21 protein-coding genes are annotated in these 22,318 nt (G+C 44.8%); 11 read left to right on the plus strand and 10 right to left on the minus strand.

Features of this window, described 5'->3' with window-relative positions; all coding sequences use genetic code 11:
• Window positions 1-16: 16 nt before the first annotated feature.
• Complete coding sequence (gene fliR, locus Q0171_RS08480) at window positions 17-790, minus strand: flagellar biosynthetic protein FliR (protein WP_299328986.1); 774 nt, start codon at window positions 788-790, stop codon at window positions 17-19.
• Between the two features lie 235 nt (window positions 791-1,025).
• On the opposite strand from fliR, the gene Q0171_RS08485 reads away from it, so the two are divergent.
• On the plus strand, window positions 1,026-1,607 hold the full coding sequence (locus Q0171_RS08485; RefSeq protein WP_299328989.1) for a hypothetical protein: 582 nt from the start codon (window positions 1,026-1,028) through the stop codon (window positions 1,605-1,607).
• Window positions 1,608-1,793: 186 nt separating this feature from the next.
• On the plus strand, window positions 1,794-3,188 hold the full coding sequence (locus Q0171_RS08490; RefSeq protein ID WP_299328992.1) for an outer membrane family protein: 1,395 nt from the start codon (window positions 1,794-1,796) through the stop codon (window positions 3,186-3,188).
• Between the two features lie 118 nt (window positions 3,189-3,306).
• Here Q0171_RS08490 and Q0171_RS08495 read toward each other — a convergent pair whose 3' ends face one another.
• Window positions 3,307-4,005, minus strand: coding sequence for a Crp/Fnr family transcriptional regulator (locus Q0171_RS08495; RefSeq protein ID WP_299328995.1), 699 nt, complete (start codon window positions 4,003-4,005; stop codon window positions 3,307-3,309).
• 75 nt (window positions 4,006-4,080) lie between these two features.
• On the opposite strand from Q0171_RS08495, the gene Q0171_RS08500 reads away from it, so the two are divergent.
• The 7 genes from Q0171_RS08500 to Q0171_RS08530 all read left to right on the plus strand — a co-directional run bounded on the left by Q0171_RS08500 (window position 4,081) and on the right by Q0171_RS08530 (window position 11,239).
• A complete protein-coding gene (locus tag Q0171_RS08500) occupies window positions 4,081-5,184 on the plus strand; it encodes a 4Fe-4S dicluster domain-containing protein (protein ID WP_299328998.1) in 1,104 nt (367 codons plus the stop codon).
• On the plus strand, window positions 5,184-5,903 hold the full coding sequence (locus Q0171_RS08505; RefSeq protein ID WP_299329001.1) for a cytochrome b/b6 domain-containing protein: 720 nt from the start codon (window positions 5,184-5,186) through the stop codon (window positions 5,901-5,903). The genes Q0171_RS08500 and Q0171_RS08505 overlap by 1 nt, the downstream gene beginning before the upstream one ends.
• Window positions 5,904-5,921: 18 nt before the next feature.
• Entirely contained in the window at window positions 5,922-7,133 is a 1,212-nt protein-coding gene (locus Q0171_RS08510) for a C4-dicarboxylate ABC transporter (RefSeq protein ID WP_299329003.1), read from the plus strand.
• A 134-nt stretch (window positions 7,134-7,267) separates the two neighbouring features.
• Entirely contained in the window at window positions 7,268-8,584 is a 1,317-nt protein-coding gene (gene gltX / locus Q0171_RS08515) for a glutamate--tRNA ligase (RefSeq protein ID WP_299329006.1), read from the plus strand.
• 60 nt (window positions 8,585-8,644) lie between these two features.
• Entirely contained in the window at window positions 8,645-8,935 is a 291-nt protein-coding gene (locus tag Q0171_RS08520; protein WP_299329009.1) for a YggT family protein, read from the plus strand.
• Window positions 8,936-8,969: 34 nt separating this feature from the next.
• Entirely contained in the window at window positions 8,970-10,709 is a 1,740-nt protein-coding gene (locus Q0171_RS08525) for a lytic transglycosylase domain-containing protein (protein WP_299329012.1), read from the plus strand.
• Between the two features lie 215 nt (window positions 10,710-10,924).
• Complete coding sequence (locus Q0171_RS08530; RefSeq protein WP_299329015.1) at window positions 10,925-11,239, plus strand: TRL-like family protein; 315 nt, start codon at window positions 10,925-10,927, stop codon at window positions 11,237-11,239.
• A gap of 130 nt (window positions 11,240-11,369) precedes the next feature.
• Here Q0171_RS08530 and Q0171_RS08535 read toward each other — a convergent pair whose 3' ends face one another.
• The 6 genes from Q0171_RS08535 to flhA form a co-directional block, all read right to left on the minus strand.
• Entirely contained in the window at window positions 11,370-12,533 is a 1,164-nt protein-coding gene (locus Q0171_RS08535) for an aminopeptidase P family protein (protein ID WP_299329017.1), read from the minus strand.
• A gap of 19 nt (window positions 12,534-12,552) precedes the next feature.
• Entirely contained in the window at window positions 12,553-13,029 is a 477-nt protein-coding gene (gene aroQ / locus Q0171_RS08540; RefSeq protein WP_299329041.1) for a type II 3-dehydroquinate dehydratase, read from the minus strand.
• A gap of 80 nt (window positions 13,030-13,109) precedes the next feature.
• Complete coding sequence (locus Q0171_RS08545) at window positions 13,110-13,847, minus strand: NYN domain-containing protein (protein WP_299329020.1); 738 nt, start codon at window positions 13,845-13,847, stop codon at window positions 13,110-13,112.
• 60 nt (window positions 13,848-13,907) lie between these two features.
• Entirely contained in the window at window positions 13,908-14,279 is a 372-nt protein-coding gene (locus tag Q0171_RS08550) for a hypothetical protein (protein WP_299329023.1), read from the minus strand.
• A 44-nt stretch (window positions 14,280-14,323) separates the two neighbouring features.
• Complete coding sequence (locus tag Q0171_RS08555; RefSeq protein ID WP_299329024.1) at window positions 14,324-15,475, minus strand: 3',5'-cyclic-nucleotide phosphodiesterase; 1,152 nt, start codon at window positions 15,473-15,475, stop codon at window positions 14,324-14,326.
• A 26-nt stretch (window positions 15,476-15,501) separates the two neighbouring features.
• A complete protein-coding gene (gene flhA / locus Q0171_RS08560) occupies window positions 15,502-17,706 on the minus strand; it encodes a flagellar biosynthesis protein FlhA (protein WP_299329026.1) in 2,205 nt (734 codons plus the stop codon).
• A gap of 303 nt (window positions 17,707-18,009) precedes the next feature.
• Between flhA and rpsO the strand changes: the two genes are divergently transcribed.
• Window positions 18,010-18,282 carry a 30S ribosomal protein S15 gene (rpsO, locus tag Q0171_RS08565; protein ID WP_299329028.1) on the plus strand — a complete coding sequence of 91 codons (273 nt, stop codon included), beginning with the start codon at window positions 18,010-18,012 and terminating at the stop codon, window positions 18,280-18,282.
• 400 nt (window positions 18,283-18,682) lie between these two features.
• Here the strand turns inward: rpsO and Q0171_RS08570 are convergent, their stop codons facing one another.
• Window positions 18,683-19,723, minus strand: a complete 1,041-nt coding sequence (locus Q0171_RS08570) for a glycosyltransferase family 10 (RefSeq protein ID WP_299329031.1) — start codon at window positions 19,721-19,723, stop codon at window positions 18,683-18,685.
• The gene (locus tag Q0171_RS08575; protein WP_299329033.1) at window positions 19,723-21,252 is read right to left on the minus strand and encodes a Na+/H+ antiporter NhaC family protein; all 1,530 of its coding nucleotides are present in this window, start codon (window positions 21,250-21,252) and stop codon (window positions 19,723-19,725) included. The genes Q0171_RS08570 and Q0171_RS08575 overlap by 1 nt, the downstream gene beginning before the upstream one ends.
• Window positions 21,253-21,831: 579 nt before the next feature.
• Between Q0171_RS08575 and Q0171_RS08580 the strand changes: the two genes are divergently transcribed.
• Window positions 21,832-22,318, plus strand: a 487-nt coding sequence (locus tag Q0171_RS08580; protein WP_299329036.1) for a hypothetical protein, incomplete at its 3' end; no start/stop codon positions are given.

Here is a 22,318-nt window from a genome sequence, read left to right on the forward strand (position 1 = left end):
CGCGCCAGAATCCAACTTACTCCAAGCGGAATATAATATTTAGCGCCTTGAATGCTTCGTATAAATCGGTTTTGAAGTGATAAAGAATGCCTGGCACGATGAGAATAATGACGCTTAGTGCCACGCCGATTTTAAGTGGGAATCCAAAGGAGAAAAGATTAAATTGCGAGTGCGTTTTCATAATCATGCCAAAGACAATGTCAGTTAGCAAAATCACACCAAGCACAGGGAATGCCATAGCAAAACCTAGTGCGAACATGCTCCCAAATGCGCGCACAAGATAGTTTATGAGATTTGGCGAGAATGCCACTTCTCCAAGCGGGAGAATCTCAAGCGTAAAAGCCACAAACCGAAAAATGAGATGATGAAAGTTTAGGAGCAGTGCGAGTGTAAGTGCGCTTATCATAATGACTTGCACAATTATGGATTTGGTATTGCCGCTGGCTGGGTCATACGCGCTTGCCATAGTCATTCCCATGGAGAAGCTGATACTATCGCCCGCGATACTAAGAGCGTTGAAGACAATCTGGAGCGCGAGTGAAGCCATAAACCCGAGTGCTATCTCCATAAACGCTGCTAGAAGCAAATCAGGGAGATTGGTAATGCTTGCGCTAGAGTGAGCAAGCGGGAGAAAGGCAATAGTGAGAAAAAACGCCATAGCACCGCGCACAGAGATGGGCACAAGCTGCGAGTCAAAAAACGGGAAAAATGTCAAAATTGCGCTAAATCGTAGTAGCAGCAGTAAAAATACAATGACATTGCCATCGGTTAGATAGGCGAGAAACTCCATGCCAGCTCCAGTGTGCTTGTGAATATATTTAGTGATGATTGATTGTGCTTTGATGCTGTGATGTTTGGGTGAATTGTAGCACAGAATATCTATTTGGATTGCATGCGCATTGGATTAGGCTCATCGCAGTTTCTGCCTAGAATCTAGTTTGGCGCAAGTCAGGTGATTTGCAAGTATTGTGCAAGTGATTTGCATGTATAATCGCCCACAGATCATTGGACAAAGGAGTAGGGTGATGAGTGGAAATCATAGAGCACGAATTGCTATTACACTTGCGCTGTGCATGGTGCTTGCAAATGCGGGGGAGTTTTCGAGCAAAAGTAGATTCTCGGTAGGTGTGTATGCTGCGCCTGGGTCGATGATGGGCGGAGGCGTGGAGTTTGGGGCTGGGCTGTATCAGGGTGATATCTTACAGCTGCGCAATGTTATTGCCATAGAATCTAAAGCTGCCAAGCTCCTAGGAGATGAGAAGTTCGATAGCAATCTCACAGGTGTGCAAGAAAAGCTGCTTATAGGGATTTTCGGGGGTGCGTCAATTGCTTCGTATATTGGATTCTCGTATTTTCGTCCCTATTTGTATGTAGGTGGCGGGTTTAGCTGGCTAAACGCGGCGACAAGCAGTTTTGCTCAGGCGCCATACTATTGGGAGGTAAGTGCGGGGCTTGGGCATGAGTTTATCTCGCGCAGTGGGCATGGCGCGTTTTTCGAGTTAGGCGGGGGTGTAGGGAAACTAACTTCTACGCTTATAGGTCAAAGCCCTAATGCCCCGCTTGGGGGAATGTTTAAAGTCTCTATCGGCTATCGCTATCAATTCTAAAGCTCTGGCTACTTTTGGCACATTAGATCTGGGTGCTAGATTCTAGTGCGCGCAGAATCTACACAAACCCTGCGCCACACGCACTTCAATACATAGAGAATCTAAAAAATAATTCTAAAAGTAAATTTAAGGTAATAAAGATACAATATTCGCCCTGCCTTAAATTTCAAAAATCAAGGGGTTATCATGAGTGTAAAAGTTTTAGAATCTGTGCGTAGAGCATTGGTTGTAAGCGTAGTCGCAGCTGGGGTTATCAGCAGTGCGCAGGCATTTGATATTAAATACAACGGCTGGCTTGAGATGTTTGGGAAAGGTGGGTTTAATAACCAGCCAATCGACAAAGATAAAGGAATCTATCCCACAGATAGCTTTCTTAATGTCGTGGGGAGTATCGGGTTTGACGGGAATCTTCTCCCTAAGACACTTGAGAATCAAAAGCTAAATTATGGTTTCAACTTCACTGGCGGGTCAATGATTCTAGACTCCACAAGCAAGGGCTATCCACTAGGACCAGATAGTGTAAATAACGAATATGTAGGAAACTGGGCAGGGTATAACCAAAACCTAGGATCAAAAGATGGCTCAAACCGACATCTTTATGTCATCAATAATGCTTATCTCGACTATACTGGGGATTTTAACGATGGGAAGTTTTTCTTCCAGTTTAAGGGCGGTCGCTATCTCTCTGGCGCGGAGTATATGAGCGGCTATACACAAGGTTTTGAATTTACTACGAAATTCAAATTCAGCGACTCCCAATCGCTTAAACTCTGGTGGTTTAGCTCCTATGGGAGAGCATTTGCCTTTGGTCAATGGTTGATTGACTTCTACTCTCCACAGGGTTATATGACTCCAGGTGGGCAGTTTGCCAACTACGGGATCCACGCGTTTAAAGCGATTTACAGCCTTGGTGGGCTTGACATCACGCCTTATATCTACTTCTCGCCTGGCACTTACACTGCTCCGGCATTCCGCGTAGAGTATGATACAAACAAAGGCTTTGATGGCACAGGCTGGCGCTCACGCACCTTTGCAAATATTTTGCTTCCAATCTATGGTGATGATACTTGGGTAGGGAAATACCGCTGGGGCTCTGTGGTTGATAAATACACCCAAAGCTTGCTTATCCAGCAGCAGTTTGACTACAACAACTACAACTTCGGGCTAGGTGTGTATAAAAACTTTGGGCACGCAAACGCCAGAATCGGGACTACCGGGAACCCTTGGATGCTGGATTTCTGGACAGCTAGCTCCTATGACATTGGTCGAAGCGTGAGCGATATGATTGGTAAAGATGCTATCACACCTTATCTCTTTGTCGGGGGAACTCACTTTGCCAACAAGCTTTGGTGGCAGCTCACTGGTCGCTGGACAGATGCAGAGCGTAGCCAAGAGCACGCGATCGCGCTTAATTGTAAATACCAAATCGATCAACACCTTTCAGTCGGTGGCAAAATCGAATACTTCAGTGATACGACAAAAGCTGGCTATAAAGTGGGCGAAAGTGGTGCTGCAGTAGGCACTCCTAAAAATGTCGCTGATCGAAGCCACGCATTCCTCTGGATACACTACGATATCTAACCATCTCTTACCCCACTGCACATATTGCAGCGGGGTAAAGCCTCGTAAGAAACTTTAATCCCTTGATAATTAAATCCTGTGATAATTGCTATATTTGCCTTTTGTTACCACAAGATCTTTACATCGTGTAGGCTACATGATAATTTTCACGCAGCACAATCTCTCCACGTTTGGTTTCTATTACACCAGATTCTCGTAGCTTTTTTATCACCCGTGCCACAGCTTCGCGAGCACTACCAATATTTTGGGCGATTGCTTCTTGGCTGGTTTGGATTCTGCCATTTTTGGCATTATTTTCAAGAAATTTCAGCACCCGCGCACGCAAAGAGTTAAAGGCGACATCATTGATGGTCTCAAATGCCTGTTTAAGCCGCTTGGATATGAGAGAGAGGCTAAAATGCGCGATATTTTCATTTTGCCTTGAAAGTGTGTTGAAAGCCTCGTTTGGCATCACAAATACACAAGAATCTGCCATAAACTCAAGCACTACATCGCCTTCAAAACTCTCTAAAATACAGCTTGTGGAGATGATACAGCCCTCCGCCTCGCCAATGCTAAAAATACTAATCTCGCGTCCATTGCTCGCCACACTAAGAAAGCGGATCTTCCCACTCACTACATATAAAAACCCCAGCAATTCTTCGTTATCAGGGTAGATTCTGCACCCTTTTTTATACTGCTTGTTTCGCCCAAACTGCGCTAAAGCATGCGCGCTTTGCTCATTGCCGCCAATAAGAGTGTTGATAGAGTCAATAAGCGCAGATTTTGTAGGATCTGCAGAATCTATGTTCGCTGGTTTTGTGATTTTGTTACACACAATGTTTGTGCCTTTTTTTTAGAATGCCGCCATTATATCGCAACACCCCAATATTTTTCTCTAAAAGGACCAATGATGAAAAGGCGCCAGTTTCTCCAAACACTCGCGATTGCTCCGGCATTTATTGCTTCGGCAAACGCACAGAATCCAGAATCTACCGCCAATCCAAACAGCCTAGATTCTAGCCCAAATACCAAGCAAGATAGCATGCTTAAAGGAGCAAAGATAGAAGGCAAAGCATCTATTATTGATATTGATAAATGCGATGGGTGTGCGCATTTGCAGACCCCAGCTTGTGTGAGTGCGTGCAGGGCTAAAAACACATCGCGCTTCCCAGAGCCCATTGAGAATATCCCGCCTTATTTTCCGCGCACAAAATATGAAGACTATTCCAAAAATAGAGAGGATATTTCACGCCTAACTCCTTATAACTGGACTTATATTGAGCGTGTAGAGGTGGATTCTAAAAGTGTGTTTATCCCTCGGCGCTGCATGCATTGTGATGACCCCACCTGTCAAAAAATCTGCCCTTTTGGCGTGATTAGCAAGGATAAAAATAATGCAGTGGATATTGATGAGCATTTTTGCTTTGGCGGAGCGAAGTGCCGAGATGTTTGCCCGTGGGGGATTCCGCAGCGTCAAGCAGGAGTGGGGATTTATCTCAAAATCGCGCCAAAGCTCGCTGGAGGCGGATCGATGTTTAAATGCGATATGTGTGCGGACTCTCTTGTAATAGGGCAAAAGCCCGCCTGCGAAGCGCAATGCCCCAAAGAAGCAATAATTTTTGATGATAAAAGCAAGATTCTAGCACAGCTTGAGAGAGAGCGTAAGAATGGCAAGTTTGTTTATGGAGATACGCAAAATGGCGGCACGAGCACTTTTTATATCTCATCAGTGAGTTTTGAAAAAATCGATGAGGCGATTGCACAAAAATACGGCGTAGAATCTAGTGCTCAATATGCTAAAAATCCAAAAATGGGACGCCCTCACATGAATGTAGAGATAAAAAACTTTGTAAGTGGTGATTCTGCGCTTATTAAAACTGCGCTTGCTGCGCCGCTTGTGGGTGTAATAGCAGGTGCGATTGCAGTGGCAAAATCCAAAACGCCCAAGCCTACACCAAAATCTAAGCTAGATTCTGCAGAATCCACAGAATCTAGCACACAAAGGAGAGGATAATGAAAGCTGCAAATATAACCCCTCAAGACTCCTGCAAGGTGCGAGTGCATAAGCAAGAGGCAAAAATCCTGCGCCAAAGTCTGCAAAATAGAATTACACACTGGGGCATTGCATTGAGCTGTTTTGTGCTTATTTTTAGCGGAATCTTGCAAATGCCAATTTCCAAACGCTACATGCTTAATGAGCTGCCCCTAATGGGCTGGAGCGGAGACTATCATATCAGCCTTATTGTGCATTATTTGGGCGCTGCAGCCTTGCTATTTTTTGTGTTTTTACATTTGAGCTTTCATGTCGCTAGGCGTGAGTTTGATATCCTACCGCAAAAAGGCGATGTGAAAAAAAGCTTGCAAATTATGAAAGCAATGATATTTGACGGAGAGGAGCCACCAAGTGGCAAATATCTCCCCGAGCAAAAGCTCGCGTATGTTGGTATTGGTGGGGTAATTTTGCTGCTGGTGATTACTGGAGTGGTGAAAACTTTTAAAAACTTAGCAGGGTTTAATTTGAGCGATGGGGTGTATTTTTGGAGTGCGCAGCTACATAATCTTGGGCTAATACTGCTTATCCTCGGTATTATTGCGCATTTGGGTGCGTTTATCTTCAAGCCCAATCGCAAGCTTTTGCCCTCAATGTTTAGTGGCAAGGTGGAGAGAGAGTATGCTACACATCGCCATGGTTTGTGGGATTTCGAGGCAGAATCTACTGATAAGACTCTATAAGACTTTTGGAGGTAAGCAATGAATCTAGATTCCACGCATATATTAGAGAATACCAGCACGCCACACAAGCAGCCCTCCAAACTCGCTGCACTACCTTTGGCGCTTTTTGCCTCTGTTATGGGCTTTGTGGGGCTAGGCTTAGCGCTTAAAAAGGCAGCCATGATTTCAGGCTTTAGTGCACAATCTAGCGCTCATGCTATACAAGCTGCACAGGCGCTAGATTCCACCCAGAATCTTTGGCATGATATTTTTTATTATCTTAGCTTTGGCTCCGTGGTGTTGGGGCTAGTAATATTTGGCTGCCTGCTGGTGTGCTACATAGGGAAAGCGATAAGGCATTTTGACGAATTTAAGGGCGATGCTACACATCAAGTCAAAATCAACTTTCTCTCCACCATTCCTATTGGGGCGCTGCTGCTTGTGGCGTATTTTGGGGATATGTTGCTTTTGCTACATGTGGATTCTACACCAGAATCCATGGATTCTGCGGTGGTAAGTTCTGCACCCTTTTGGTTTTATATTACCATGCTTGTGATTTTTTACCTTGCTGCTGTCTTGCAGCTAGGGTTTTCGCTATATGTAATGCGCTTTTGGTTTAAGAACCCCATGAAAATGAGCTTGCTCTCTCCGGCATGGTTCATTCCAATCGTTGGCAATCTCATTGTGCCTGTAAGTGGGATAAAACTGCTAGAATCTTATGACTTCATGCGTGAGCAGGGCGCTTTGACTTCAAGCATAGATTCGGTGCGAGATTTATTCCTGCTCGCCCCACCTACTGATATGCTGCTGTTCTTTTTTAGTATTGGCTGCTTTTTTTGGCTGGTTTTGTGTGTGCTGGTGATGGGACGCCTGATTTTTGAACAGAGTTTAGAGTCTAAATTTATCCCCACACTTTTTATTTTTATCGCGCCTCCAAGCGTGTTTGTGCTGGATTTTACACTGCTTTTTGGCTCTAGTGCATTATCCACCCCTTTGGTGCTTATGGTTTATTATATCGCGCTCTTTTTCGCACTTTTGCTTTTGGCACTAAGTAAGATATTTTTGAAGCTTGGCTTTGCTCCTTCTTGGTGGGCTTTTACCTTTCCGCTTTGCGCCTTTAGCCTGGCAAGCTTTGAATGTGGTTATATGTGGCTGGGCTTTTTTGCGCTTTTTGGAGCATTTTGTGCGGTGGTGTTTGTTGGTATCAAAACGCTTCAAGCACTTGCAAATGGTAGTATTTTTAGAGAGTAGAATCTAGCAAGCTAGTGGAGGTAAATCTCAAGAATACAGACTATATTGGGGTTTTAAGTGTGCGTGGATTTATGCTACAATGCGCCGGTTTAGAACATCATATTTTAGGCATAAATCCCCAATAAAGGTTCTCCATGCTTCGTTTTGCACCTTCTCCTACCGGTGATATGCACATTGGCAATCTGCGTGCCGCTATTTTCAACTATATCCTTGCTAAGCAGCGTGGCGAACGCTTTCTTATCCGCATAGAGGATACGGATTTCACGCGTAATATCGAGGGTAAAGACAAAGAGATTTTGCAGATTCTCACACTATTTGGGCTATTGTGGGACGATTTGGTCTATCAAAGTGCCAATTTCCCCTACCACCGCCAGCTTGCCCAGAAGCTCATCGATGAGGGCAAGGCATTTTACTGCTACTGCTCCAAAGAGTTCCTAGAATCTAAAAAAGCCCAGGCAATCGAGCAAAAGCGCGCATTTCGCTATGATGAGAGTTGGGCGGAATGTGAGAAGTCCAGCGGCAAGCCTCCTGTGGTGCGCCTACGAAAAAGCCTAGAATCTATCTCTTACACCGATAGTATCAAAGGGGAGCTAAGATTTGCACCAAATGAGCTTGATAGCTTTGTGATTATGCGAGAAGATGGCGTGCCTACTTATAATTTCGCCTGCGCGTGCGATGATATGCTCTATGATATTAGCGCGATTGTGCGCGGTGAGGATCATACGAGCAACACGCCCAAGCAGATTATGGTGCATAGGGCACTAGGCTATGAGCGCGAGATTGAGTATGCGCATCTACCTATAATCCTAGGAGAAAGTGGCAAAAAGATGAGCAAGCGCGATAGCGCTTCAAGCGTAGCGTGGCTACTGGAGCAGGGGTTTTTACCAAGTGCAATTTGTAACTATCTTATCGGTATGGGAAATCACACACCTTGCGAGATTTTCACACTTCAAGACGCACTTGAATGGTTCAAGCTAGAGTCGCTTGCTAAATCCCCAGTGCGCTTTGATCTAGCGCGCTTGCGCTTTGTCAATCACGCGCATTTGGAGCGTCTAGGCGATAGAGATCTCGCTCTGCTACTTGAGCGCGAAGATGAAAGTGTAGGCGCGCTGGCTAGAATCTATCTCGAGGAGGCAAGCACGCTTAATGAGCTACGCGAAAAAGTGGAGAGAATCTTTGCCAAAAAGGATATAAAAACACTCTATGAGGGGCAGGATTTCTCGAAAGAATGCGAGATACTAGTGCGCGCACTTAAGCAGATTGCACCAAATGCACCACTGAAGTATGAGGAGTTTAAGGTTCAAGTGCAGGAGAGCAGCGGGCTTAAGGGGAAAGGATTTTTCAAGGCACTTAGGATTTTGCTCACAGGGGCAAGTCATGGACCAGATCTTGCCATGCTCTATCCACTACTGCGCCCATATTTGCAAATGGTTGTAGAGATTGTGGATTAGGGTTTGTGTATATTAAAGTGCGCTAGATTCTGGAAAAGGTTTTTTAAGTAAGGAAAAAATATGGGTATTGTGATTATGTCGTTTGCCAATGTGATCCACATGCTGTTGTGGGTGTATATGTGGGTATTGATTATTGCGGTGTTTCTTAGCTGGGTGCGCCCAGATCCTAGCAACCCTATCGTCCAAGTAATTTATCGCTTAAGCTACCCGGTGCTGGATTTTGCACGCAGGAAGCTTGGGTTTCTTGTGATAAATGGTGTGGATCTCTCCCCGATAGCAGTGATTATTGCGCTACAGATTCTCGATCAGCTTCTTATAGGGCTACTAAGCAAGCTGGCTAACATGATGTAGTGTGCGAAAGTATAAAAAGCGTCAAGGAAATAGTGTGAAGACAAGTCTAAAAAGAAGCGCGAAATGGATATTGCTTGCGTGTGTATCGTGTGCAACTCTACAAGCCAAGCCGTTGCTCACTCTAAAAGAGCTAGAGTCCAAACCCAAGGGTATTGTGCGTGATTTTTATATCTGGGAATTTATCAGCGATAAAGACACGAGCTTGAAGGATTCTATCAAGGCATTCAAGCTTGCATTTATAGAATCTCCCAAGCTAAAATCCGCCCTACACGCCAAGGGCTACCACGAGGAAATCCCCAAGAATCTAAAATGCGCCAAACTCACGCTCGCAGAACTCATTAAGCAAGATAGCGAGTGTATCGTCTTTGGGCTAAAGCTCGCAGAAGTGCCAAATATGGACGCAGCTACACTTGCGATTATTGAAAAAAAACTTAGTCAAAATAGTATGGCTGACTCTGCTAGCACTTCAGGCGGTGTGCTCTCCAAGGATTCTAGCACCACCACTCCTGCTAGCACTCTCCCTGCTCAAGCGCCAAATTTATTGAAAAAAATCCGTATTCTCCGCGCACCAAACATTGCCCAGGCAATGTTTGCCAGTGATGCGCAGATATTTGCTGAAATCTTTAATGCGCTTCCTTATAAGCAAAAGCTTGCGATTTTTGCCCAGCATATCAATTCAAAGTCATTACAAAAGCTCGCTAATGAGAATAAACATGCGTTTAATCGCGTGCTACAAAGCATTATTCTTGATAATTCCTTTGCTAGTTTTAAAAAAGCACTCGCACATGCCAATATTACGCGCTCTGATAGTGCGACATTTTTTCTGCTAGGTATCAATGAAATCATGCTAGGCGGTGCGAAAAGTAGGGCTCTGGAGTATTTCGAGCGATCCAGAAATACAGCGATTGATCCATTCTATAAAGATCGTGCGATATTTTGGCAATACCTTGTGAGTGGGAGCAGGGCGTTTTTACATGATTTGCAGCTAAGCACATTTGTAGATGTATTTTCAATCTATGCCAATCAACAGCTAAAAACCACACCAAACTACAAAATCGTCTCTGGGTTTGATGGTCTAGTGGTGAAAAAACCTCCGCTTGATATTAGCGATCCATTTGCTTGGCAGATCGCGCGCGATGGAATTGGCGCGATTAAAGACCCTAAACTCTATGAAGAAGCCACGACTAAATTCTATACCCCAGCGACAATCCCTCACCTAGCGCACTTTAGCAACCGCATAACAAAATATTCCACAAATTACTACATCATGCCCTATGTGGATTTGGTGCAGTGGCGCGATGATGACCAAAAGGCTATGGCACTTGCGATTGCTAAGCAAGAAAGCCACTTTATCCCAGCTCTAGTTTCGCGCTCCTATGCGCTTGGTATGATGCAGATTATGCCTTTTAATGTGCAGCCATTCGCCAAAAAGCTTGGACTTAGCGATGTGGGACTTGAGGATATGTTTAAGCCCGAGATGGCATATAGGTTTGGGAATCTGTTTTTAGATGAGCTAAATGCGGAGTTTAAGCACCCGCTTTTTGTCGCGTATGCGTATAATGGCGGTCCGGGATTCTGGCGCAGGACTCTGCAAAAAGGCAAGCTATTTGTAAAAAATCGCAAATATGAGCCCTGGCTCTCTATGGAGCTAATTGCCAATGAAGAGCCTAGATTCTATGGTATGAAAGTTATTGCAAACTACATCACCTATCAAGAGCTTTTAGGACATAAAGTGGATTTAGAATCCTTACTCAAGCAGACTCTACGCTACTAGAGGCTAGGAGTTTTGCACGATAGGTCTAGCTAGAATCTATATGGCTTGTAATTTGCGTTGTTTTTAAAATTGTTTTTGTTTTTTTTTTTTTTTTGATATACTAAGATTCTGCCCAATTTTTGGGGATTATCAGCGCTGTATAGGACAGCATGGAAGTGCTGTAAAACGCTATATCTTGCTTGATTTGGGCAGAAAATTTATCGTAAAGGGTTTTTATGAAAAAGCTTTTCTTGACAACTTTGAGCTTAGGCGTGGCAGTAGCGCTATTCTCTGGCTGTGCAAGCACGGCTCCAGTGGGCGCGCTCTACACAGACGCAAAGCTTCCTACCACAGCGACTTCTGCAAGCGGTGCTTCTAAAGTGGGCGAGGCGACTTGCACGAGTATCCTAGGGCTTGTAGCGATGGGTGATTGCTCCGTAGATGCAGCTGCAGAGGCTGGACATATCAGCTCAATCAAGAGCGTAGATTCTAAGGTGTTTAGTATTCTTGGGATTTACAGCACTTATACCACAGTTGTCAAAGGCAACTAGATTCTGCCCCCTGCTAGATTCTGTGTGAGTCTGGCAGGCTTATGCCACTTTTTCAAAAATCTGCAGCTTTGCGCTTCTTGTATTTTGAGGTTTGATGCTCTAGGTTATCTGCTCTGCTTGATTTGATACTCTAGCCCAGCACTTCTGCGCGCCCGTTACGCACGACGACGAGATCCTCGATTCGCACGCCATATTTGCCTGGTAGATAAATCCCTGGCTCGATAGAAAACACCATGCCATTTTCAATAGTCATCTCACTGCGCCTAGAAATCACGGGTAATTCATGGATATCAAGCCCTATGCCATGCCCCGTGCTGTGCGAGAAATACCCGCCATAGCCCGCTTTCTCTATCACATCACGCGCGAGCGCATCAATCTGCTTCCCACTCATTCCGGCGCGTAGATGAGTAATCGCATGCTCTTGGGCTTTGCGAACGATATCGTAGATTTTTTGGAGCTTGGGCTTGGAAAAATGCTGGGACTTACCAAAATCTATGTGTCCTTGCGACACCACTGCTGTGCGCGTGCAATCCGAGCAGTAGCGTTTGTATTTAACCCCTGCATCTACTAGGAGTAAATCCCCCTCATGCAATTCATCATCACAGGGGAGAGCATGAGGCTTGGCAGCATTAGCGTTTATCCCAACAATTGGATTAAAGCTTAGATCATATTTGCCATTACGCTCGAGTGCCTGCCGTAGCAGCGCGTGTAGCTTAAACTCTCTAAGTGCGCCAGACTTGCGCGAGTAGAATCTAGATTCTATGGTTTTAGCAAAGGCTTTATAGGCTTTTTTGTTTAAAGATTGGGATTTGGCGATGAGGGCGACTTGCTCATTGGTTTTGATAAGGCGGATATGTTGGTGGAAGTTTGGCATACCATGCAGGGTGCATTCTGGCACCTCTTTGCGCAGTCGCTCAAAATCCCCCACACAAAGCTTACCAGAGTCATAGAGCAGCTCTTTCACTCGCTCTTTGCGTAGAAGCTCAATCATGGATTCTAGGAGATTATTACTCTGTATAAGTGTGATACCAGGGCGGAGATTCTCGCGTGCTTCAGTCGTGTAGCGAGAATCTGTGATGAAGATTTTACTAGATTCTGGGCTAGAGTTTGCACCAGAATCCACCCCGCCAGCATCAAGTTTAAGCAAAATCGCATGATCACAGCTATATCCACATTCAAAATACTGCGCACTCTCATCGCTGGTAAAAAAGCTCGCTCTTGCAAGCCTGGCAGAAAAAGTGCTTGGCAAGAGTGCGGGCTGGCTTGCTAGTAGGGTGCGCAGAGTAGATTCCATGATTGATCTTTATGTGTGATTATTGCTGCTGGGCTTGGTTTTGCTCTTTGAATGCGCGCACTTCGGAGATGATTTGTCCCAGTGAGATTAGTCCCACATGATAGCCATACGCACCAAAGCCTGTAATAACTCCTGCGCATACAGCGCCTGTATAGCTTTTGTGTCTATAATCTTCGCGGGCAAAGATATTGCTAATATGCACCTCCACCACAGGCACTCCGCATGCCATGATCGCATCAGCAAGCGCGATAGAAGTGTGTGCATAGGCGGCAGGGTTTATGAGCACACCATCAAACTCGCCGCCTACACACTCCTGAAGCTTATCAATCATCTCGCCCTCGAAATTGCTCTGGAAAAATTCAAGCGTGGTGTTGTTTTGGCTAGCGAATGCGCGCATGTTGTCATGGATTTGATCGAGTGTAAGCGGACCATAGATTCTGGGGTCTCGATGACCTAAGAGATTGAGATTTGGTCCTTGGATAACAAGAATTTTCATTGGTTTCATGTATGCTCCTTTGGTATTAAAAATATGCGGATTGTAGCATAAACTCTATGCTTATAAAAGCTTTGCGCGCTCTATTGGCGCTTGAGACGCACTTTCATAATACTATTGCGTGTCCCATCATAGTGGATTTCAAACTCTTCTTTATTTTCTTGGCAGATTTGCTTAAACACATCACCCCAGCTCTCTTTGTCATAGGAAGAGGCGCTTTTGTAGTGATTTTGCTTAATCCAATTACCAATCGTCGAAACTAGCGCGAAGCCTTGTGTATCTTGTGTGCTTTCAATTGCGCGGTGCAAGAGTTTGAGAAGGGCTTTGTTGCTTGTGAGTTTTTGCTCACTGCTTGGGCGAGAATCTAGCTCTTCGTAGGTGTTAAATGCTTGCTTTAGCTCCTCTCTAGCCTGATGTGAGCCAAAGCCAATGGCTGGAATCGCCCAGCGGCGAATCTCCTGTGCGAGCGAAGCAAAATCACTATCGCTTGTGGCTAGCGCGAGACAATCCATAGTCTGCTGGTAGAGCGTGTGCATGACATCAATTGTCAAGCGGATATCGCTGGCGTTTTTGGCTTTGTGGGTTGGGTCTTTGACCTGGGCTTTGGAGAGGATTTGTATGGGTTCGATAGAATACTGCAGTAGCACCTCTGCCCAAGGCTCGAGCATATCTTTCCGCCAGTCGCCATAAGCCTTTTTGATACACACTTCGCCAATCTCATCAAGTCGCTTCATAATCTCGGCACATAGCTTGTAGCTGATATTTTCGCAATCAATAAAAAGTGCGATTTTCTTGGCTTGCTGGATTTCTTTGACAAGCATGGGGTCTCCTTTTTGAGTATTGCAGGCGTTTATGGGTTGGGCTAGAATCTATATTGCCACCTAGGTAAAAGACTCTGGGAATTTCTTCCGTAGGCTTTTGATGATAGCAATCATCTGCTCCTGTCCATAGGGCATATCATCATCAAAGCAATCAAGCTCTTTTGCATAGGCTTGTAGAATCTGCTGCTGGCAGGACTTTTTCACCCCAGCAAAATGCAGCGCGACACATAGCAGATCAAAAAGCTCCATATCATCGTCAAATTCCTCTTCATCAATATGCTCAAAATCGTCTAGCTTGCCTGATTTGGCGTGCTTGTGGCTAGATGTTGGATTCTGGTTTTTGGGGTGTGAGAGCTGGTTGTTGTAGGGCTTGTGTTTTTGGCTTTGCGCTTGTTGAAGTGCGGGCTTTAGGCTTGGTTTGCTGCTACTCATCATGACTCCTTTATATTTTGTTGGGATTTGCGAGATTCTGGAATCTAAGCTTGATGTTGCTCTTGTGTTTTGGATTTGATTGTAGATTCTACTTGGGCTTTAATATCCTCGTAGAAAAAACTCTCTCTAAATCCCTCCAGCTTCCCGCCAGCTGCATTCTTATGCCCACCACCATTGAAAAGCTCCTTGCTTAGTGCGCATACATCGCAATTCCCATTGGCGCGTAGCGAGATATTGCCCCGCGCATTGATATCCATATAGAAGTCAAACTCTGGATTCTCGCGTAGAAAAAGATTTGCCAGCACGCTAATCCCACCCATAGAGTAGCTTAGGAATCCACGCTTATCGTGGTAGGTTATTGTGCACTGCTCTTTTAGCTCTGCTAGAAGATGTGCTTGAGCTCTGCTGGTGATAAAATCCATAGTTTCATTTTCTGGATCACCGCCTAGAGAGCGCTTTTTAAGCAGGAAAATTGCATTGTCAAATGCCACGGCGTCCTTTGGTTTGCCAAGGTAGGTGCGCGCATGCTCTAGGAGAGCGAATTTATACTCGCGATGAGGCTTATCAAACATAAAGCGGTTTAGCTCATTGCTCCCGGCAATAAGCCCCAAAGCCACCTTGCCAAACTCAAAACCATAGCCATTTTCCTGCCAGATATCTACGGAATTTATCATCTCGACCATATCGGCAAGCGGAGCTCTCTGGCTATATGGTGTGCCAGAATCTAGTGTCTTAGATTCTCTAGATTCAGTAGATTCTGCTGCTTCTAGTAGGGTAGGGTAGAGAGCTTTCATCGTCTCATAGGTGATTTTAGTCGCGCATTTGGTGCTATCTAAGTGATACCACTCAAACATTTTTGCACACTCCTCGCCGCTGATATGATGATCTAGGAGCAGGAGACTGACATCTTTTTGATTAAGCTTATACGCATTCACGCGCTCATAGACATATTTTGCCTCACTTAGCGTGAGATTTAAATCAGTGATGAGTAGCAAGAAGCTTGTAGGGGATTTTTGGCGGAAGCGCTCTTCAAATGCCAATCGTTGATCAAGCCTAGAGAAAATCATATGAAGTCGCGCCATAACTTCTTTGCCATAATTGGCATTATAGAACTCGATTTCGTTAAACATCTGGCGCGTGATAAACTGCGCTCCATAGCCATCTAAATCGATATGAGAGAGATGATAGACTTGCATGTGTGTCCTTTATAGAATCTAAAAATCTAAAAATTTGGTGTGATCGCACCAACATATTCAAACTTGGCTTGCGGATCAATCTCGGCATAGCTGATGACGGGGATTCTGGCTTTGATATCGCGCACCTCGCGCACCAGCACGCGACGGAGCTTGGGATCTGTGGCGATGACTCCATAGATGTTTTTGTCTTTCATCTCTTCTATGGCTTTTGTGAGTGCAGCGACAAACTTCTCCGACTCCGCAGTGGTAAGTGCAAGCACTTGACCATAATCTGGGTCATTTTTCACGCGAGCTTTGAGATATTCCTCATCAAGTGGTGGGAATCCTATCATTTTGAGCACCCCATCAGAATCCGCGAAACTATGTGTAATCACTCTCGCAAGGCGCGCGCGCACCTGTTCGATAATAATGTCTAGCTCTAGACCTTGAGCCTGCTTATCAATGGTTGTCTCCAGGATTGTGAGCATATCGCGGATAGGCACGCGCTCCTGAAGCAGAGCTTGAAGCACCATGCGAATGACAGAGGAGATTTTACGCGCCTCTTCGATTAGGGCAGGGTAGTCATCGCTTAGGCGATCAAGTATTCCCTTGACTTCATCGCGCGTGATAAACTCATGGGCATTGCGCGTAACAAGCTCACTAATGTGTGTCGAGATGACAGAGGAGGGATCAAACACCGTGTAGCCAGAGATGATAGCATCTTCTTTATCTTTGGCATCAATCCACACTGCATTCATACCAAATGCCGGCTCTTTGACCTCTACACCTTCAATCTTTTTGCCCACCACACCTGTATCAAGGGCTAGGAACTTGGTGGGCATGACCATGCCCTCGCCAATGACTACGCCCTTTAGCTTGACTTCGTAGTTGGGCGAGGGGAGCATGAGATTATCGCGGATTCTAATTTGGGGCATTAGGAATCCATAGTCATGTGCGATTTTCTTTCGCATAGATCGCACACGCTCAATCAGCAATCCACCTTGCTTTTGATCTGCTAGACCAATAAGCTCAAATCCAAGCTCGAGCTCGAGGAAATCTACTTTAAGCGCGTCTTTGAGATTTTGCTCCTCTTCTTTGCGGATTTCTTCTTGCGTTTTTTCAGCCTTGGGAGCAGGGGAGAGGTCTGGCTCTGGAGTGGAGTCGGCTTCTTGTAGCGAGAAGTTAGTATTAAATTTCTTATTCACCCAGTCTAGGAGGATTGAAAGCATGCTTCTTTTATCTTCTTTAGAGAGAATCCATGCGATAAAGAGTAAAAGCCCCCCAACAAAAAGCAGCGATAGGGTAGGGAGACCAGGGATTGAAGCAAAAAGCAGGAGAATCAAGCCGACGATGATAAGGGTTTTAGACTGGGAGGTGAGCTGAGAGACAAGATTTTGCGCGAAAGATTCTTTGGTGTTTTCTTGCGCGGCGGTGCGAGTGGCGACAATACCAGTGGCAGTGGCGATGATAAGAGCTGGGATCTGCCCGACAAGCCCATCGCCTATTGTGAGAATCGTAAAGGTCGAAGCCGCCTGTGCTGCGTCCATATCGCGCTGAAACATACCGATGAGAAAACCGCCAATAATGTTGATGATAGTAATGATGATAGAAGCAATCGCATCGCCCTTGACAAACTTACTCGCTCCGTCCATGGAGCCATAGAAATCTGCTTCTTGCGACAAAGCGGCGCGGCGGAGCTTGGCTTCTTTCTCATCGATTAGCCCGCTATTAAAATCCGCATCAATTGCCATTTGCTTCCCGGGCATTGCATCAAGTGCGAAGCGAGCGCGCACTTCCGTAACGCGCGTGGATCCGTTGGTAACGACAAGCAGATTGACAAGCACGAGAATCGTGAAAATAATTACACCAATAACATAATTCCCGCTAATGGTGAATTCTCCAAAGGCGGTGATAATATCGCTCACAGCACTTGGACCTTTATAACCCTCTGTGAGAATCATACGCGTAGTAGCGACATTCAAAGCTAGGCGAAAGAGCGTAACAATCAGCAGTAGGGTAGGGAAGGCGGAAAAATCCGTGGGCTTAGTGATATACAGCGCGATGAAAATAATAAGGATTGAGAGCATGATGGAAATCGTAAGCAAGAAGTCCAGCAGCATTGGTGGTAGAGGCACGATAATAATGACAAGAATGCAAAGCAGGAATGCAACAACAGTGAGATCTTTGCTCTGCATGAGCGTTTGAACGAAGCTGCCGAGCTTTGCAAATATGCTTTGGGGCTTTTGTGCCATGAGCTGCCTTGATATATGTGATTGCGTTAGATTCTAGCTTTTGATATTTAGATTTTTGGGTTCTTTATATTGTGTGTGCTTTTTTATGGTTGGAGCTGGATTCTAGCGAGATTTTGGTAAAAAGTAGCTTTGCTTGGGCTTGGCAAGGAGTGTTTGTTTGCTGATTTGTGCTGTGCGTTGCCGTTGCCCTGGAATTTGCCTTACTCCAAGATCACGCAAAACTTTAAAATCCAGGATATTAACCTTAATTTTAGTTTCAAGCCTCTATAATGCCCGCTCAAATTTACCAATCAGGAGGTCATTATGGCTTTAGATACGGCGAAAAAACAAGAGATCATCACAGGCTTTGCCCGCGATGCAAAAGATACAGGCTCCCCAGAGGTGCAAATCGCGCTCCTTAGCGAGAGAATCTCCACCCTTACAGCACATCTCAAAGCAAACCCCAAAGATCACTCCAGCAGACTAGGGCTACTAAAGCTTGTAAGCAGGAGAAAGCACCTACTCAAATACCTTAAACGCACCAAATACGAGTCCTACACAAAGCTCATCGCTACGCTTAATATCAAAGACCGCTAGCGAGATTCCAATCGATAGTTTGATATATGGGGCGTTGCAGTAGCGCCCTATGATAGAAATCTAGGACTACTTTGGAATCAGGCTCTTAAATTTTAAGAGGTTCTTTTCTCATTTTTTATAACCCCTTTTATAAGTCCCTACTACTTTTAGGCTTTACTCTACCAATCTGCCACTTATCATTTGGTGATTTTTGAGACTTTGTTTAACTGCCAAGCGCCCCTAGCCTATATCATCAACTCCACCTCCGCAGCTATTTTAGCTATCCAAACCGCCCACAAGTGAATTTACGATTATCTCATATCCCAGAATTATTATTTAGTTATGAAAACTATAATTTTCAATTTTTATTTTATATATTTTATATCTATCCTATTCCTGCCTTAGTATTGTGGCGCATTTCTTACATAAAATCTTTTGGCTTCTTTACTTTTTCTATAATCTTTTTGACCCTAATTCGTATAGCTCGCTCAAAATTACGAAGTGGTCGTCTCAACCAAACTTCGAGCATTGTGGGTTGCACACCTCTTTTTATGATCTGTTCTAGGTGTGCTTGCCACATAATTTTCCCACGCCTAAAGCTTCTCTCATAAGGCTGGCTAAAAATATATACGAGAAAATCTTCAAGCTGCTTTTCAAAAAGCTCAATATGATTAGAATCTAAAAACAAAGGCTCTTGTAGTATCGCAAGCTGCGCATTCTCATCATTTTCGATAGATTCTATGTGGCGCACAAGACTCGCAATATTGGCAAACTCATGCGCATTGATAAATGCCCTTGCATTTATGCCCCCCCCCCCATCAAATAATGGCTTAGTAGCCAATGTATCACCCCAGTAGATCGGGATAGTTTGCGCTGCTGCTGCTTGGATAAGCTTTTCTGTCAAGTAGCCCGGCGTAGAAGAGTTTTCAAAGCAGAGCGAGAATCTGCATTCGCGCTGGAAGGCAAATTTATCTTTGACTCGCACACCTACATTATTAAGAAACTTTCCAGCGGAATCCACCCTTTTGTATGCACATAAAGCGTGAAATACCTTTTCCCTATATGGGTCTCCCTTTCCATTAGTTACCACAAAATTACAAAACCTCTTTTTGTTTCGCACGACTTCCAAGCTTAGATTCTGGTGTTTTCTCGCTGCTTTTTGCACATCGGTTTCGTAGAATAGGTAGAGTGGATAGCGCAAATATCTATCAAGAAACTTAATGTGATCAAAACCAATCGCATAATCACAGAGATTAAAATCTGGCACAATATTTTCACCGGTATAGAAAATTCGCACGCAATCGTATTTGAGATATTCGCTACCAAAAGCAGAGTAAAAAACATATTCAGGGTTTTCCCCATCTATAATCACTGCAAAATGCCTAGATAGAATCGAGCAGATTTTTTCTATAATGTTGTCCATATTACTGAAATCAACAAAATGCACACGGATTTGCTTCATTAGTATTTCTCCCTACTAGATATATTGCGATCTCCTGCAGAGCGAGTAGCCATCACATACACACTCCCTACCATGCCACAGATTCCAGCTATCCAGCCTAGTGCGACATATCCACTTATGCTGGCGATACAAAAGCTTCCTAGCGCCCAAGCTGCTGCGAAGCTCACATAGGGTAGTTGCGTGATAAAATGACTCTGTGTATCACAGCCTGCACCCGTAGCAGAGAGAATCGTTGTATCAGAGATTGGTGAAGCATGATCGCCATACACTGCGCCTGCAAGCACTGCTGAAATACTAAGTATATAGTCTGCTCCGCAGCTAAGTGCGATAGAGGAGCCTATTGGTAGCATGATAGCAAATGTCCCCCAGCTCGTCCCAGTCGCAAAGGCGATGAAGCCTGAAATAACAAATAGCAGCACAGGCAGAATCATGGTCGTATTTTGTGCAAGATAGTGCTGGGCAAAAGCTGCTAGGTAGCGCCCTGTCTGCATATCTTCGTTGATGATAGGACCAATCGCCCATGCAAAGATAAGAATCAAAATCGCAGGCATCATCGAGCCAACTCCATAGCGGATAATAGGCACGATAGAATCCGTCTCCAAATGCCTAAGACACAGCACCACACTAACGCACAAAGCAAAAAGCCCACCCCAGAAAAGCGAGAATCCAGTCTGGGTATTTTGCAGCATGATCATCAGCGAGAAACTCCCGCTCTGTGCATAACCGCTGTAAAATAACATCGCTGCCACACTAATGATAAGCAATGCGATAGGTGCAATAAGTAGCCAGATACTTGAACTTGAATGCGCATGATCGTGGATAGTGCGTTTGACATTGACATGTGTGCGCATGCCTTTAAAATACACCTGCCAATAAATACTTAGAAACACCATGAGTAGCGCAAACCACGCATAGTAGTTGTGCCACACGCTTGCCACCAGCGTGAGAAACGCCCCAGAATCTAGTGCAAGATGTTTGGATTCTAGGATACCGATGATATATGCACCCCAGCTTGAGATTGGCATGAGAATACAAATCGGCGCAGAAGTGGAGTCGATGATATAGGCTAGCCGCTCTCTTGTGGAGCCATTGGCGTCATTAAGCGAGCGTGAGATCTGCCCCACGCTTAGAGCATTGAAATAGTCATCGATAAATATCACAACCCCAGCGATAAACGCCACAAACTCCGATCCTCTAGGGCTTTTTACCCGCTGTCTTGCCCACGCGACAAACGCCCCTACCCCACCAGAATGCGCAATAAGCTGGCTTAAAATCCCAAGAATAAGCAAGAACCCAAACACATATAAGCCATTTGTCGCAAGCACAATTTCCCCGCTAGAATCTATCCCATAAAATACGCTTGAGATATGCTTCCATACATAGGGCGCCACATCTTGCCAGCCTTGCGCCATCATTACTCCAGCGATCACCACCCCGCAAAATAGACTTAACACCACGCGTTTGGTGATAAACACAAGCGCGATGACTGATAAGGGCACAACAAGACTAAGCGCAGAATCCGCATACATACACAATCCTTACAAATAATCCAAGAAGTAAAAGCCGCAATCCTAGCATAATCAACTTTAAGCCCCACTACCCTACCCTTCAATTCTTCACTCCCCCCTGTCATCGCAAGCCACTGAATCTCTCTCTCCGTCATTGCGAGACTTCCGCAAGGAAGTCGTGGCAATCCACAAAAACACACACATAAAAACACAAATCCCAATAAACACAAAAAGTGGATTCTAGCTTTTCTCTGTCATTGCGAGCCGATGAAATCGGCGTGGCAATCCATAAACACAACAACTAAAACACATAAATCCTAGAATCCACTTCCGCAAACAATGTGTAAATATTTAGTCTAATTATAAAAAGCCGTTTTTTTTTTTTTTGATTTTGGCTACAATGTGGCTTTGATTTCTTGCTTTAAGGAGTTTTTATGAAAACGCTTAACACAAATAGCCCCTTAAATAAACGGGGGGGGGGGGAATCTTGTAGATTCTAGCTCCAAGCCTACTCAAGCAAACACTACTCACAACGACAGAAAGCCTACTCGCCTAGGCTTAAGCCTAGCGTGCTTTGTCGCACTATCCTCTAGCTTAACTTTGACAAATCTCCACGCTGGTTGGGGTCTGTATCCTGGTGATGACACATACGCCAACTGCAATCCCCAATGGACTGGTAGCGATTTTCAAATTGATCCCAAAAATGGCGATACTTGCAAGGGGGACTCGGTAAGCCTCATCACAGATGGCGGTTGGAACAGAACCCTAATACTAAAAGGGGTTACTTTAGACAGCTTTGGTATTGCAACTAAGAATGCCACTATAAATGCTTTTGGCATCTGGGGTAAAGGTTACTTCAACAACTCCCACATAGGGACGGCAAATATTGAAGGAAGGCTCAAAGTCGAGCTTGCAGCCCAAAGCGGAACCAACACAATGAACACCCTAAATCACACAGGATCCCTCCTCAATATAAAAACTCTTGCAGATGACAGCACTCTTGCTATAACCACCCTCAACCAAGCCACCACCGGACTCTCCCAAATCTTCAAAAATGTCAGCGTAGAGCATTTCAATCTCTATGCTG

Source organism: uncultured Helicobacter sp. (assembly GCF_937906905.1).
Classification (GTDB): domain Bacteria; phylum Campylobacterota; class Campylobacteria; order Campylobacterales; family Helicobacteraceae; genus Helicobacter_B.